General features: G+C 60.2%; 16 protein-coding genes. 12 read left to right on the plus strand and 4 right to left on the minus strand.

Annotation, left to right across the window (positions count from 1 at the left end; translation table 11 throughout):
• Positions 1 to 28: 28 nt before the first annotated feature.
• Positions 29 to 937, minus strand: a complete 909-nt coding sequence (gene prmB, locus AC19YX_RS24655; RefSeq protein ID WP_078470735.1) for a 50S ribosomal protein L3 N(5)-glutamine methyltransferase — start codon at positions 935 to 937, stop codon at positions 29 to 31.
• A gap of 226 nt (positions 938 to 1163) precedes the next feature.
• Here prmB and AC19YX_RS24660 point away from each other — a divergent pair, with 226 nt between their 5' ends.
• The 5 genes from AC19YX_RS24660 to AC19YX_RS24680 all read left to right on the plus strand — a co-directional run bounded on the left by AC19YX_RS24660 (position 1164) and on the right by AC19YX_RS24680 (position 3934).
• The gene (locus AC19YX_RS24660; RefSeq protein ID WP_078470736.1) at positions 1164 to 1754 is read left to right on the plus strand and encodes a cysteine hydrolase family protein; all 591 of its coding nucleotides are present in this window, start codon (positions 1164 to 1166) and stop codon (positions 1752 to 1754) included.
• Positions 1755 to 1886: 132 nt separating this feature from the next.
• The gene (locus AC19YX_RS24665) at positions 1887 to 2207 is read left to right on the plus strand and encodes a hypothetical protein (protein ID WP_043230410.1); all 321 of its coding nucleotides are present in this window, start codon (positions 1887 to 1889) and stop codon (positions 2205 to 2207) included.
• 73 nt (positions 2208 to 2280) lie between these two features.
• On the plus strand, positions 2281 to 2838 hold the full coding sequence (locus tag AC19YX_RS24670; RefSeq protein WP_020299594.1) for a Smr/MutS family protein: 558 nt from the start codon (positions 2281 to 2283) through the stop codon (positions 2836 to 2838).
• 77 nt (positions 2839 to 2915) lie between these two features.
• Positions 2916 to 3461 (plus strand): GTP cyclohydrolase I FolE, encoded by a 546-nt coding sequence (gene folE / locus AC19YX_RS24675; protein ID WP_003204506.1) that lies wholly within the window; start codon positions 2916 to 2918, stop codon positions 3459 to 3461.
• 101 nt (positions 3462 to 3562) lie between these two features.
• Positions 3563 to 3934, plus strand: coding sequence for a glutathione S-transferase N-terminal domain-containing protein (locus AC19YX_RS24680; RefSeq protein WP_500607236.1), 372 nt, complete (start codon positions 3563 to 3565; stop codon positions 3932 to 3934).
• A gap of 49 nt (positions 3935 to 3983) precedes the next feature.
• Here AC19YX_RS24680 and AC19YX_RS24685 read toward each other — a convergent pair whose 3' ends face one another.
• Both AC19YX_RS24685 and AC19YX_RS24690 read right to left on the minus strand, forming a co-directional pair.
• Complete coding sequence (locus AC19YX_RS24685; RefSeq protein WP_078470737.1) at positions 3984 to 4586, minus strand: glutathione S-transferase family protein; 603 nt, start codon at positions 4584 to 4586, stop codon at positions 3984 to 3986.
• 10 nt (positions 4587 to 4596) lie between these two features.
• Positions 4597 to 5763 (minus strand): aminotransferase-like domain-containing protein, encoded by a 1167-nt coding sequence (locus AC19YX_RS24690; RefSeq protein ID WP_500607237.1) that lies wholly within the window; start codon positions 5761 to 5763, stop codon positions 4597 to 4599.
• A gap of 82 nt (positions 5764 to 5845) precedes the next feature.
• Between AC19YX_RS24690 and AC19YX_RS24695 the strand changes: the two genes are divergently transcribed.
• From AC19YX_RS24695 to AC19YX_RS24705, 3 genes are all read left to right on the plus strand, one after another.
• Positions 5846 to 6280 (plus strand): MarR family winged helix-turn-helix transcriptional regulator, encoded by a 435-nt coding sequence (locus AC19YX_RS24695; RefSeq protein ID WP_201131939.1) that lies wholly within the window; start codon positions 5846 to 5848, stop codon positions 6278 to 6280.
• A gap of 297 nt (positions 6281 to 6577) precedes the next feature.
• Positions 6578 to 7927, plus strand: a complete 1350-nt coding sequence (locus AC19YX_RS24700; RefSeq protein WP_020299589.1) for an NCS2 family permease — start codon at positions 6578 to 6580, stop codon at positions 7925 to 7927.
• Between the two features lie 63 nt (positions 7928 to 7990).
• Entirely contained in the window at positions 7991 to 8617 is a 627-nt protein-coding gene (locus AC19YX_RS24705; RefSeq protein ID WP_078470740.1) for a LysE family translocator, read from the plus strand.
• A gap of 133 nt (positions 8618 to 8750) precedes the next feature.
• Here the strand turns inward: AC19YX_RS24705 and uraH are convergent, their stop codons facing one another.
• A complete protein-coding gene (uraH, locus tag AC19YX_RS24710; RefSeq protein WP_078470741.1) occupies positions 8751 to 9104 on the minus strand; it encodes a hydroxyisourate hydrolase in 354 nt (117 codons plus the stop codon).
• 423 nt (positions 9105 to 9527) lie between these two features.
• Between uraH and puuE the strand changes: the two genes are divergently transcribed.
• The 4 genes from puuE to AC19YX_RS24730 all read left to right on the plus strand — a co-directional run bounded on the left by puuE (position 9528) and on the right by AC19YX_RS24730 (position 12640).
• Positions 9528 to 10454 carry an allantoinase PuuE gene (gene puuE, locus AC19YX_RS24715; protein ID WP_078470742.1) on the plus strand — a complete coding sequence of 309 codons (927 nt, stop codon included), beginning with the start codon at positions 9528 to 9530 and terminating at the stop codon, positions 10452 to 10454.
• Entirely contained in the window at positions 10451 to 10966 is a 516-nt protein-coding gene (gene uraD / locus AC19YX_RS24720) for a 2-oxo-4-hydroxy-4-carboxy-5-ureidoimidazoline decarboxylase (RefSeq protein ID WP_078470743.1), read from the plus strand. The genes puuE and uraD overlap by 4 nt, the downstream gene beginning before the upstream one ends.
• A gap of 91 nt (positions 10967 to 11057) precedes the next feature.
• On the plus strand, positions 11058 to 12053 hold the full coding sequence (alc, locus tag AC19YX_RS24725; protein ID WP_020299584.1) for an allantoicase: 996 nt from the start codon (positions 11058 to 11060) through the stop codon (positions 12051 to 12053).
• A gap of 83 nt (positions 12054 to 12136) precedes the next feature.
• Entirely contained in the window at positions 12137 to 12640 is a 504-nt protein-coding gene (locus tag AC19YX_RS24730; RefSeq protein WP_020299583.1) for an ureidoglycolate lyase, read from the plus strand.
• Positions 12641 to 12661: the final 21 nt, after the last annotated feature.

The following is a 12661-nucleotide window of genomic DNA, read 5'->3' on the forward strand; positions in this document are numbered from 1 at the left end:
CCCGCCATCGAGCGGGCTTTTTCATGCCTCAGACGCGGGAGGCGAACAGCCCCTGATGCGCTCGGCACTGCTCGGCAGTCAGCATGAACACGCCATGGCCGCCACGCGCGAAGTCGAGCCAGGCGAAGTCGACTTCCGGGTACAGCGCCTCGACATGCACCTGGCTGTTACCGACCTCGACGATCAGCAAGCCCTTCTCGGTCAGGTGCTCGCCGGCCTCGGCCAGCATGCGTCGCACCAGGTTCAAGCCGTCTTCACCACAGGCCAGGCCCAGCTCCGGTTCGTGCTGATACTCATCGGGCATGTCGGCAAAATCTTCGGCGTCGACATAGGGCGGGTTGGACACGATCAAGTCGAACCGCTGCCCCGGCAACCCGTCAAACCCGTCGCCCTGCACGGTGAATACACGTTCATCGACGCCATGGCGCTCGATGTTCTGATTGGCTACTTCAAGGGCTTCGAACGACAGGTCGGCGAGTACCACTTCGGCACTCTGGAATTCGTAGGCACAGGCAATACCGATGCAGCCGGACCCGGTGCACAGATCGAGAATCCGCGCTGGCTCGCTGCCCAACCAGGGCGCAAAGCGTTTTTCGATCAGCTCGCCAATCGGCGAACGCGGGATCAGCACACGCTCGTCGACAATGAACGACAAGCCACAGAACCAGGCCTCGCCCAACAGGTAGGCGGTGGGGATGCGCTCTTCGATCCGACGCTTGAGCAGCCGTTGCAGGTTGACCAGCTCATCGTCCTCCAGCGCGCAATCCAGATAACTGTCGGCGATTTCCCACGGCAGATGTAGGGCTCCCAGTACCAACTGGCGGGCTTCATCCCAGGCATTGTCGGTCCCATGGCCGAAAAAAAGATCCTCCCCATGAAAACGGCTGACAGCCCAGCGGATGTGGTCGCGCAAGGTGCGCAGGCGGGAAGTGATCACGGGCAGACTCCTGAAAAAACGACTGGCAATTCTAGCAGCCTAAACGCTCCCCGACGACGCTTGAAAAAACCCGGCACCGGAGCCGTTTTTCGTCGTCGGACGCCATTGCACACGGCCCTTGACACGGCTGTAAGCCAACAACGGCGCACCTTACGTTAGTAGCGATTCACAGAAGCGCTCTGCCAGAGGACAATGACGCAAAAGCCCCACTCACAGGAGCCCCAGAATGTCTGTTCCAAAGACGATGTTTCAACTCAGCGGTCGTGGTTATGCAGCGGCCAATCTGAGCCACGCGACCCTGGTGATCATCGACGCCCAGAAAGAATATTTGAACGGCCCGCTGGCGCTGTCCGGCATGGCGGCGGCCGTCGCCAACATCCAGCAACTGGTGGCCGCTGCCCGCGCAGCCGGCCGGCCAGTGGTGCATGTGCGTCACCTCGGCACCGTCGGCGGCCTGTTCGACCCGCAAGGCGAACGGGGCGAGTTCATCCCGGGTCTAGAGCCCCAAGGTGACGAAACCATCATCGGCAAGCTGCTGCCCAGCGCCTTCCATGGCACCGACCTGGAAAAACGCCTGCAGGACCTCGGCTCGCTCGACCTGATCGTCGCCGGCTTCATGAGCCACTCCAGCGTCAGCACCACCGTGCGCGCGGCCAAGAACCTGGGCTTTCGCTGCACGTTAGTCGAGGACGCCTGCGCCACCCGCGACCTGCCCTACAAGGGCGGTATCCTCAGCGCCGAAACCGTGCAGCAGACCGAAATGGCAATCATGGCCGACAACTTCGCCACCCTGGCGCAGACCAAAGATCTGATTTGATCCCCTCCCCAGATGAGCGGCTGGTGGGCCGCTCATCCGTAATAACCTGTCATTGGCGGCAATTGCCTTAGCCTCAGGAACAACCCGCGCATCTCCCGGTCGAAGGGCCGATACCCATTGAGGAAGGTCGGAATGAAGATATCCGATGGTTTTGACGCACGCCGACTACGGCCCAAAGGCCCGCGAAACTGGCGATTGCGCTTGGGCGCGGCATTCTCTGCATTGCTGGCGACCTTCGGTGTGCTGCTGGCAATGGCCGGCGCTGCCAGCCTGCTCGGACGCCCTCCGGCACTCGGCGAGTTGAATGCGAGCCCAGCGGGCTCGGCGGTGATTCTGGTGGTGGGCCTGTTGTTGCTGTACGCCGGTGTCTGGCTCTGGCGTCGCTGCCGGCGCCGCATGCGCCAACCGCAAACGCTGAACATCGCCCCGCACCTGATGAAAAAACATGACTGACTCGACGCGCCCGTGTTTTGTCGCGCCGCTGGCGTCGAGTTGGGTAAACTAGCCGCCCTTCGCGGAGGCTGACATGCAAGACGACGATTTTTCCCTGTTCAAAAGCGAGATCCGCGGCGTCAAGCCGATCAAGCATGATCGCGCCGATACCGGCAAACCCAAGTCCGACCGGGCGCAGATTGCGACATTGCGCCAGGCCGCGACCGTGCGCAACGACGCCACGACTGTGGATGGCCTGTCCGACCAGTTCGTTATCGACGTGGGTCCGGAAGACGAGTTGATGTGGGCCCGCGACGGGGTTCAGGAAAGCCAGATGCGCAAGCTGAAGGTTGGCCAGATCCCGTTCGAAGGCAGCCTCGACCTGCACGGCATGACCGTGGAAAAAGCCCGGGAAACCCTGTGGGCCTTTCTCGCCGAAGCCACCAAATTCGAAATCCGTTGCGTGCGCGTAACCCACGGCAAGGCGGTGCGCCTGGACGGCAAGCGGCCGATGATCAAAAGCCACGTCAACACCTGGTTGCGCCAGCATTCGCAAGTGCTTGGCTTCACCTCGTGCCAGGCCAGGCATGGCGGTGCCGGAGCGGTTTACGTCATGCTCAAACGCACCATGATGGAAGGTCGCGACGAATAAAGCCGATGTTGCATGCTTGCAGCGTCGTGTCCGCCACCGTACCCTTGCCCTTTGCGTAAAATCCCACAGGTAGTTTCATGTCCCTGGAACAGAATTACACCGCGATCCTCGGCCAACTGGGCGAGGACGTCTCCCGCGAGGGCCTGCTCGACACGCCCAAGCGTGCCGCCAAAGCCATGCAGTACCTCTGCCGCGGTTATGAACAAACGCTGGAAGAAGTCACCAACGGTGCCTTGTTCAGCTCCGACAACAGCGAAATGGTACTGGTCAAGGACATCGAGCTTTACTCGCTGTGCGAACACCACCTGCTGCCTTTCATCGGCAAGGCCCACGTCGCTTACATTCCGAGTGGCAAGGTCCTAGGCCTGTCGAAGGTCGCGCGCATCGTCGATATGTATGCCCGCCGCCTGCAGATCCAGGAAAACCTCAGCCGGCAGATCGCCGACGCCGTCCAGCAAGTGACGGGCGCCCTGGGCGTGGCTGTGGTGATCGAGGCCAAGCACATGTGCATGATGATGCGCGGTGTCGAGAAACAGAACTCGTCCATGATCACCTCGGTGATGCTCGGTGAGTTCCGCGAAAACGCTGCTACCCGCAGCGAGTTTCTCAGCCTGATCAAGTAATACCGAACACAGAAAAACCGGCGTTCATCGCCGGTTTTTTTTCGCCTGAGCAAAATCAGGTAAGCTGCCGCCCCTTCATTCATGGGCAAGAGGCTGTAATTGTGATTGTCAAAGCGCTCCGAGTCGGCCTGGGCCAACTCATCATCCTCATCGACTTCATCACCCGCCCGCGCAAGCAGCAGCGCCCTGCTGCCGCCCAGGCCCAGGTCGATCAGGCCGCCAAGGACCTGACCCTGTACCAGTTCCATGCCTGCCCGTTCTGCGTGAAAACCCGCCGCACCCTGCGCCGCCTGAACGTGCCGGTGGCCCTGCGTGATGCGAAAAACAACGAACAGGACCGCCAGACCCTGTTGGAACAGGGCGGCAAGATCAAAGTCCCGTGCCTGCGCATCGAAGAAAACGGCCAGACCACCTGGATGTATGAATCCAAAGCGATCATCGACTACCTCGACAAACGCTTCCAGGCGGCTTGAGGTCGCCAACCCCGGGGCTGCTCAGCCCCGGTCCGGCGGCCGCGCAGGTTCAGTCAAACATCCCGATATACCCCGGCTGGCTTTGTACCCGCTGGATCCAGGCCTGGATCGCCGGGTAGCGAACCAGGTCGAATCCACCCTCATCGGCCACGTGGGTGTAGGCATACAACGCAATATCGGCAATCGAGAACTGCTCGCCCACCAGGTAGGGCGTGCGGCTCAGTTGCTGTTCCATCACGTCCAGCGCCTTGTAGCCGCGCTTTTGCAGTTTTTCGTATTCATGCTGCCGCTCTGCCGGCAAGCCCTGGTACAGCTGGATAAAACGCGCCACGGCGATGTAAGGCTCGTGACTGTATTGTTCGAAAAACTGCCATTGCAGGACCTGGGTGCGCAATCTCGGCTCGCTGGGCAAGAACCGGCTGCCATCGGCCAGGAAGTTTAGGATCGCGTTGGACTCCCACAAGCAGGTGCCGTCTTCAAGTTCCAGCACCGGAATCTTGCCGTTGGGGTTCTTGGCCAGAAAGGCCTCGGTCTGGGTGTCGCCATTGAGGATATCCACCGCCTGCCAGGCATAGGGCAGCCCCAGCAGGTGCAGCATCAGCTTGATCTTGTAGCAGTTGCCTGAACGATAATCGCCGTAAACCTTGTACATGGCCCTCCCCTTAGGCTGCTTGTGCAGCCTGTGCTTGACGTACTACGGCGGCCAACCGCTTGAGACCTTCGTCCAGCCGCGCTGGATCGATATGACTGAAATTCAACCGCAAATGACCTGGATTGCGGTCCGGCTCGGAAAAGAACGGCTCGCCAGGCATAAAAGCCACGTCCTGTTCCAGCGCCGGCTTGAGCAAGGTGCGGGTGTCCAGGGGCTGTTTCAAGCTCAGCCAGAAAAACAGTCCACCCTGAGGCACCTGCCAATCCGCCAGGTCCGCGAAGTGAGTCTGCAGTGCGGCCTGAAATGCATCGCGGCGCACCCGGTAAAAAGCTCGCAACTCGTGCAGGTGCTGCTGGAATTTTTCGCTGCCAAGCCATTGCATCGCCTGCCACTGGCCAACACGGTTGGTGTGCAAGTCGGCCGACTGTTTCAGCCGCAGCAGATGCGGGAACAGGTCCGGGCTGGCGATCAGGTAACCCACACGTAAACCGGGGAGCAAGGTCTTGGAAACCGTGCCGGTGTAGATCCAGCTGGCCTTTTTCAAACGACTGACGATGGGGGTGGCGCTGCCGCCGTCAAAGGTCAGCTCGCGATAAGGTTCGTCTTCGATCAGGGTCACACCGAATTCATCGAGCAACGCCGCCACCGCATCGCGCTTGGCTTCGCTGTAGCGCACCGCCGACGGGTTCTGGAAGGTCGGGATCAGGTAGATAAACGCCGGCCGGTGTTGTTCCAGGCGCGCACGCAATAACCCGAGATCCGGGCCGTCGGCCTCCAGGGGCACGGTGATGCAGTCAGCGCCAAACAGCTGGAAGATCTGCAGCGCCGCCAGGTAGGTCGGCGCTTCGAGCATGATCTCGGTGCCCTTGTCGATGTACAGCTTGGCTGCCAGATCCAGGGTCTGCTGGGAACCACTGACCACCAGCACCTGGCTCGCCTCACACGGCACACCCAGGGCCCGGGCCTCGGCAGCGAGGATTTCACGCAGCTGCGGTTCGCCCTCGCTCATGCCGTATTGGCCCATGGAAAGCGGCATGTCGTCCCACTCGATCTTCGGCAGCATCACTTCGGCCGGCAGCCCGCCAGCAAACGACATCACTTCCGGGCGCTGGGCCGCGGCAAGGATTTCACGGATCAGGGAGCTTTTAAGACGAGAGACACGTTCGGAGAAGGCCATGGGGATCACCGCTAGCGAAGGCTGAAGGAAATACGTCAAACTGCTTGACCGAAATTACGCCGAGCCGGACAGATACGTCAATATGCTTGACCTTAAAAACCAAACCACTCAGCAAGACGCCATGGAAGCGTTTTTCTTCGGCTACCAGGCGTTCACCGCCAAAGCCGACGAAATGCTCGAACGCCGAGGCCTGAGCCGGGTGCACCAGCGCATTGTGTTTTTTATCGCCCGCTACCCGGGGCTGAGCGTGAAAGAACTGCTCGCCGCCCTGGGCGTGAGCAAGCAGGCGCTGAACATTCCATTGCGCCAATTAATGGAAATGCACCTGGTCAGCAGCGTTGCGTCCGAAGCCGACAAGCGCAAACGCCTGCTCGAACTGAGCGAAGACGGCGTGCGCTTTGAGCAGTCATTGCGCCGCGAGCAGGTCAAACTGCTGCAGCGCGCATTTGCCGAAGCCGGCGAGGCGGCCGTGAATGGTTGGCTGGCCGTGAACAAGGCGCTGGGCGAAAACCGCTGATCCCCTCCCCAGGCCAGATCTGGCCCCAAAAAATCGATTGCACGGTTGCCGGTACAGGCCGCGCCTGGCGGCCTTGCGTCACCCTTTGGCGCATATAGCCTTTGCGCCGGAGTTTTCGAATACAATATAGAAAACATTATTTGCTTTCTTTGTATACAAACGCATAATTCGCTCCGTGCGAGTTCCTGACCTTTCAGTCAACAAAACCCGCCAGCCTTGCCTGCCTCAAAGAGCCGCTGCCCACCTTCGCGTGTCCGGTTCTGGAAATAACAATAAAACTCTTGAGGAGTACTCGCTGTGGAAAGCCGCAAATCCGAAGCCCCTACGCTCGACCTCTCGCCGCCGCTGCGCCATGGCTGGCTGGAGCGCATCTTCAAACTCAAGTTGCATGGCACCACGGTCAAGACTGAGTTGATTGCCGGCCTGACGACCTTTATCACCATGGCCTACATCATCTTCGTCAACCCCAACATCATGGCCGACGCCGGCATCGACCATGGCGCGGCGTTCGTCGCGACCTGCATCGCCGCCGCCCTCGGTTGCCTGCTGATGGGGTTGTACGCCAACTGGCCGGTGGGCCTGGCGCCGGGCATGGGCCTCAATGCGTTTTTCACCTACACCGTGGTCGGCACCATGGGTTACACCTGGGAAACCGCACTGGGCGCCGTATTTATCTCGGGCGTGCTGTTCATGATCCTGACCCTGTCCCGGGTGCGTGAATGGCTGCTCAATAGCATTCCGGTAAGCCTGCGTTATGCCATGGGCGCCGGGGTCGGTTTGTTCCTTGGGCTGATCGGCCTGAAAACCGCAGGCATTGTCGTCGATAGCCCGGCCACTCTGATCAAGCTCGGTTCGTTGCGCGAACCCGGCCCATTGCTGGCAGCAATCTGCTTCCTGATGATCGCCGTACTCAGCTACCACCGGGTGTTCGGCGCGATCCTGATCAGCATCATCGCCGTGACCGCAGCCGGCTGGGGCCTGGACCTGGTGCACTACAACGGCATTCTCTCGACCCCGCCGAGCCTGGCCCCGACCTGGATGGCGATGGACATCGCCGGAGTGTTCAACGTCAGCATGATCAGCGTGGTCCTGGCCTTTCTGTTTGTGCACATGTTCGACACCGCCGGCACCCTGATGGGCGTGGCCCAACGCGCTGGGCTGGTCAACGCCGATGGCCGGATCGAAAACCTCTCCCGGGCTCTCAAGGCCGACAGCGCGTCCAGCGTATTTGGGGCCATGGTCGGGGTGCCGCCGGTAACCAGCTACGTCGAAAGCGCCGCGGGGGTCGCGGCAGGTGGTCGGACTGGTCTTACCGCGGTCACCGTCGGCGTGCTATTTATCGCTGCCATGTTCTTTGCACCGCTGGCCGGCATGATTCCCGCTTATGCCACCGCCGGCGCATTGATTTACGTGGCGATGCTGATGATGGGCGGCATGGCCCATATCAATTGGGACGAGGCTACGGACAGCATTCCGGCGATCGTCACGGCAATCATGATGCCGCTGACGTTCTCGGTGGCCGATGGCATCGCCCTGGGCTTTATCACCTATGTGGTGCTGAAGGCCGGGACCGGCAAGCACAAGGAAATTTCCGTCAGCCTGTACGTGCTGTGCGCGATCTTTATCGCCAAGTTCATTTTCTTGTAGGCGACACCGGTTTTAACCGCCTCACCCCGTCGGGTGGGGCTTTTGTGCATTGGGAGGAAAGTGATGAGTGTGGAAACCTGGCTGCTGTTCAGCGGCGCGGCGCTGGTGGTAATCCTGATTCCGGGGCCCCTGTCTTTGCTGATGATCAGCAACAGCCTGAACTACGGCTTGCGCCGTTCGTACCCGGCGTTTCTCGGCGGGGTGTTTGCTTCGATCTGCCTGCTGAGCGCTTCGGCGCTGGGCCTGGGTGCGTTGCTGCTGGCCTCTGAACAGCTGTTCAGCGCCCTGAAAATCGTCGGCGCGCTGTACCTGTTCTACCTCGCCTGGCAGAGCTGGCAACAATCGCGGCAGCCTTCCCGGGGGGCCCATGTGCCCGAGGCTGCACCGACTCCGCGCTTTCGTGCACTGTTTGGGCGCGCATTCGTCCTGGGGGCGAGCAATCCCAAGGACATCCTGTTCTTCGCCGCCTTCCTGCCGCAGTTTCTCAGTGCCGAGCAGCCGTTCCTGCCACAGCTGCTGATCATGATCGCCACCTGGACCGTGCTCGACCTGCTGTGCAAGCTGGCCTACGGCCTTGGCGCACACGGTGCCGCGCGCTATCTGCGCAGCGGCAAGGGCCAGAGCTGGTTCAACCGCATCAGCGCCGGGTTGTTCAGTGGCGCCGGTGCGGCATCGCTGCTGAGCCGCTGAGGACAACATCGGCGAGCCGCCTCCTGCGGGGGGCGGTTGCCGGCAACGGTTTTCAGCAGACGAAAAAAAGCCCGCAGTGTGAGCGGGCGAAAGACCAAAGAAGCTATTTGCGCAGGATTCTTGGGGGAGCCTCCTAGCTTCCTCTATAGGTCGAATAGCTGTAGGGCGAAATCAGCAGTGGCACGTGGTAATGGTCCTGCTCGGCCGAGATACCAAAGCGCAGCACCACAACATCGAGGAACGCCGGCTCAGGTAGCTGAACGCCACGGGCGCGGTAGTAGTCCCCGGCGTGGAATTGCAATTGATAAACCCCGGAACGGTAGTCATCGCCTTGCAGCAAGGGTGCATCGCAACGGCCGTCACTGTTGGTCAGGGCGCTGGCGACCAGCTCCAACTGGGCTCCCTCGACCCGGTACAGTTCAACCTTGATTGCGCTGCCAGGGCAGCCATGTGCGGCATCCAAAACGTGTGTAGTCAAACGTCCCATTGATTGTGCGTGGCTGGCGCGCTTCAAGCACCCAGACCTCGCGCCTCCCGGAGTCAGTTAATAAGGAGGCCGCACCCTTTCAGGGCCTGAAAAAATGCGGCGAGCGACTGATTAAGACATTTTTCAAAAAAATTGTACACAATAAAAATCACAAATTAAGTCACCTGACAGCCATAAAGCGTTTAACCACCGTCCGGCGGGCACACCATGGGAATAGAAGGTTTATTGTCGATTAGCTGACCAGTCAGGCAGGTTTCTTGCAGTATCACAATGCGCCAGTAACCGATGAAAAATGCAAAAATTCAGGCTTACAATGTGATTACAGTTTTGTATACAATCACTCCATCGCAGTGACGCCAGCCTGGCTTTTCTTTTTCAGGCCACGCCACGCCACCGTTATCACGCACAAGAAGGAAGACTGCAGTGAGCGCTGACTACCCACGCGACCTGATCGGTTACGGCTCCAACCCACCTCATCCTCACTGGCCGGGTAATGCCCGGATTGCCCTGTCCTTCGTGCTCAATTACGAAGAAGGCGGCGAACGCAACATCCTGCACGGCGATAAAGAGTCGGAAGCCTTCCTCTCGGAAATGGTTTCGGCACAACCGCTGCAGGGCGAACGCAACATGAGCATGGAGTCGCTGTACGAGTATGGCAGCCGTGCCGGCGTGTGGCGGATTCTCAAGCTGTTCAAGGAATTCGACATCCCCCTGACCATCTTCGCCGTGGCCATGGCCGCCCAGCGCCACCCGGATGTGATCCACGCCATGGTCGATGCCGGCCACGAGATCTGCAGCCATGGCTACCGCTGGATCGACTACCAGTACATGGATGAGGCCCAGGAGCGCGAGCACATGCTCGAAGCGATCCGCATCCTCACCGAAATCACCGGTGAACGCCCACTGGGCTGGTACACCGGCCGCACCGGCCCCAATACCCGGCGCCTGGTGATGGAGGAAGGAGGCTTCCTCTATGACTGCGACACCTACGACGATGACCTGCCGTACTGGGAGCCGAACAATCCTACCGGCAAGCCGCACCTGGTGATCCCCTACACCCTCGATACCAACGACATGCGCTTCACCCAGGTCCAGGGTTTCAACAAGGGCGATGACTTTTTCGAGTACCTCAAAGACGCCTTCGACGTCCTGTATGCCGAGGGCGCGCAAGCACCGAAGATGCTCTCTATCGGCTTGCACTGCCGCCTGATCGGCCGCCCGGCGCGCCTGGCCGCCCTCAAGCGATTTATCGAGTACGCCAAGAGCCATGACCAGGTGTGGTTCACCCGCCGCGTAGACATTGCCCGTCACTGGCATGACGTACACCCTTTCCAGGGAGCCGCCAAATGACTGCGTTCCAGACCTTGAAACCGTCGACCCTGAGCCGTGACGAATTCGTCAAAGCCTTCGCCGACATCTACGAACATTCGCCATGGGTGGCCGAAAAGGCCTTCGACCTGGGCCAGGACGCTTCGATCGACGAGATCGAAACCCTGCACCAGCGCATGAGCGACATCCTGTTGAGCGCCGATCATGCCAGCCAGCTGGCACTGATCAACGCTCACCCGGACCTGGCCGGCCGTGCCGCCGTCCAGGGCCAACTGACCGAAGCCAGCACCAACGAACAAGCGGGCGCCGGTATTCACCAATGCACGGCCGAAGAGTTTTCTCGCTTCACCGAGCTGAACGATGCCTACAAGGCCAAGTTCAAGTTTCCCTTCATCATGGCGGTAAAAGGCAGCAACCGGCATCAGATCCTCGCGGCGTTCGAAACGCGCATCCACAACTCGGTGGACACCGAATTCAAATGCGCGCTGGCGGAGATCAACAAGATCGCCCTGTTCCGTTTACTGACCCTATAGCGACCTTAGCCCGAGAAATCACCACGTACGCAACGGTTTCCCAGGGCTCTGCAAGCATCCCCAGCCACTTTATTAAAGGCAGACAAGAAGAATGAAAGCTTACGCCGTACCTTTCGAGAAGTTCGTCAACCTGGCCGATGCCCGCCTGGGCACCAAGATCATTTCGGTGACCGATGACTGGTTCGCCGATGCCAACCGGATGTTCCAGCCGACCCCGGCCGTATGGAAGGAGGGCGTTTTCGATGACAACGGCAAGTGGATGGACGGCTGGGAGTCGCGCCGCAAGCGCTTCGAAGGCTACGACAGCGCAGTGATCCGCCTGGGCGTGCCAGGTTCGATCAAGGGCGTGGACATTGACACTTCATTCTTTACCGGCAACTTCCCGCCTTCGGCCTCCCTGGAAGCCTGCTTCCTGGCCTCCGGCGAGCCCAATGAAAACACCCAGTGGGTGGAAGTGCTGTCGGCCGTCGAGCTGCAAGGCAACAGCCACCACTACCACGAGATCAGCAACGACCAGGCCTTCAGCCACCTGCGCTTCAATATCTACCCGGACGGTGGCGTGGCCCGCCTGCGGGTGTACGGCATTCCGTTCCGCGACTGGTCGGCGATTGGCGACAACGAACAGGTCGACCTGGCCTCGGCCCTCAACGGTGGCCGCGCCCTGGCATGCTCCGATGAACACTTCGGCCGTATCAGCAACCTGCTCAACCCGGGCCGCGGGATCAACATGGGCGATGGCTGGGAAACCGCACGTCGCCGTACCCCTGGCAACGACTGGGTGATCGTCGCCCTCGGCCATGCCGGCGAAGTCGAGAAAATCGTCGTCGATACCCTGCACTTCAAGGGCAACTACCCGGACAGCTGCTCGATCCAGGGTGCCTTTGTCAAAGGCGGCACCGACAGCCAGATCGAAACCCAGTCGCTGTTCTGGCGCGAACTGCTGCCGAGCCAGAAGTTGGAAATGCACGCCGAACACACCTTCGCCGAGCAGATCAAGGCCCTGGGCCCAATCACTCATATCCGTCTGAACATCTTCCCGGACGGTGGCGTCAGCCGCCTGCGGATTTTGGGCAAGGTCGCTAAATAAGCAGTGCCCCGCGAAGAGGGAGCGTGCTCCCTCCTCCCCACAACAGCAGAACAAACAACACAGAATCCGGATAAGAGACAGCCATGCGCACACTGATGATCGAACCCCTGACCAAAGAAGCCTTCGCCCCCTTCGGTGACGTGATTGAAACCGACGGCAGCGACCACTTCATGATCAACAACGGTTCGACCATGCGCTTTCACAAACTGGCGACGGTCGAAACCGCTACGCCGGAAGACAACGCGATCATCAGCATCTTCCGCGCCGACGCGCAGGACATGCCGCTGACCGTGTGCATGCTGGAGCGTCACCCGCTGGGCAGCCAGGCTTTCATCCCGCTGCTCGGCAACCCCTTTCTGATCGTGGTCGCGCCACTTGGCGATGAACCTGTATCGGGCTTGGTCCGCGCCTTTGTCAGTAATGGCAGGCAGGGCATTAATTACCATCGCGGCGTTTGGCACCACCCGGTGCTGACGATCGAAAAGCGGGATGACTTCCTGGTGGTTGATCGCAGTGGCACAGGCAATAACTGCGATGAGCATTTTTTCAAAGAGGATGAGCGTTTGATCCTCGCCCCCCACCAATAAGAGAAGGTCTGATCACCCGAC

This window comes from Pseudomonas sp. MF09150 (assembly GCF_059862355.1).

Bases quoted from the DNA above. Each gene is read 5' to 3' on its own strand.
- folE (WP_003204506.1), top strand. From the start codon at position 2,916: ATGTCCCTGGAACAGAATTACACCGCGATCCTCGGCCAACTGGGCGAG.
- AC19YX_RS24730 (WP_020299583.1), top strand. From the start codon at position 12,137: ATGCGCACACTGATGATCGAACCCCTGACCAAAGAAGCCTTCGCCCCC.
- AC19YX_RS24685 (WP_078470737.1), bottom strand. From the start codon at position 4,586: ATGTACAAGGTTTACGGCGATTATCGTTCAGGCAACTGCTACAAGATC.
- alc (WP_020299584.1), top strand. From the start codon at position 11,058: ATGAAAGCTTACGCCGTACCTTTCGAGAAGTTCGTCAACCTGGCCGAT.
- AC19YX_RS24690 (WP_500607237.1), bottom strand. From the start codon at position 5,763: ATGGCCTTCTCCGAACGTGTCTCTCGTCTTAAAAGCTCCCTGATCCGT.
- AC19YX_RS24695 (WP_201131939.1), top strand. From the start codon at position 5,846: ATGCTTGACCTTAAAAACCAAACCACTCAGCAAGACGCCATGGAAGCG.
- AC19YX_RS24665 (WP_043230410.1), top strand. From the start codon at position 1,887: ATGAAGATATCCGATGGTTTTGACGCACGCCGACTACGGCCCAAAGGC.
- AC19YX_RS24670 (WP_020299594.1), top strand. From the start codon at position 2,281: ATGCAAGACGACGATTTTTCCCTGTTCAAAAGCGAGATCCGCGGCGTC.
- AC19YX_RS24660 (WP_078470736.1), top strand. From the start codon at position 1,164: ATGTCTGTTCCAAAGACGATGTTTCAACTCAGCGGTCGTGGTTATGCA.
- uraH (WP_078470741.1), bottom strand. From the start codon at position 9,104: ATGGGACGTTTGACTACACACGTTTTGGATGCCGCACATGGCTGCCCT.
- AC19YX_RS24705 (WP_078470740.1), top strand. From the start codon at position 7,991: ATGAGTGTGGAAACCTGGCTGCTGTTCAGCGGCGCGGCGCTGGTGGTA.
- uraD (WP_078470743.1), top strand. From the start codon at position 10,451: ATGACTGCGTTCCAGACCTTGAAACCGTCGACCCTGAGCCGTGACGAA.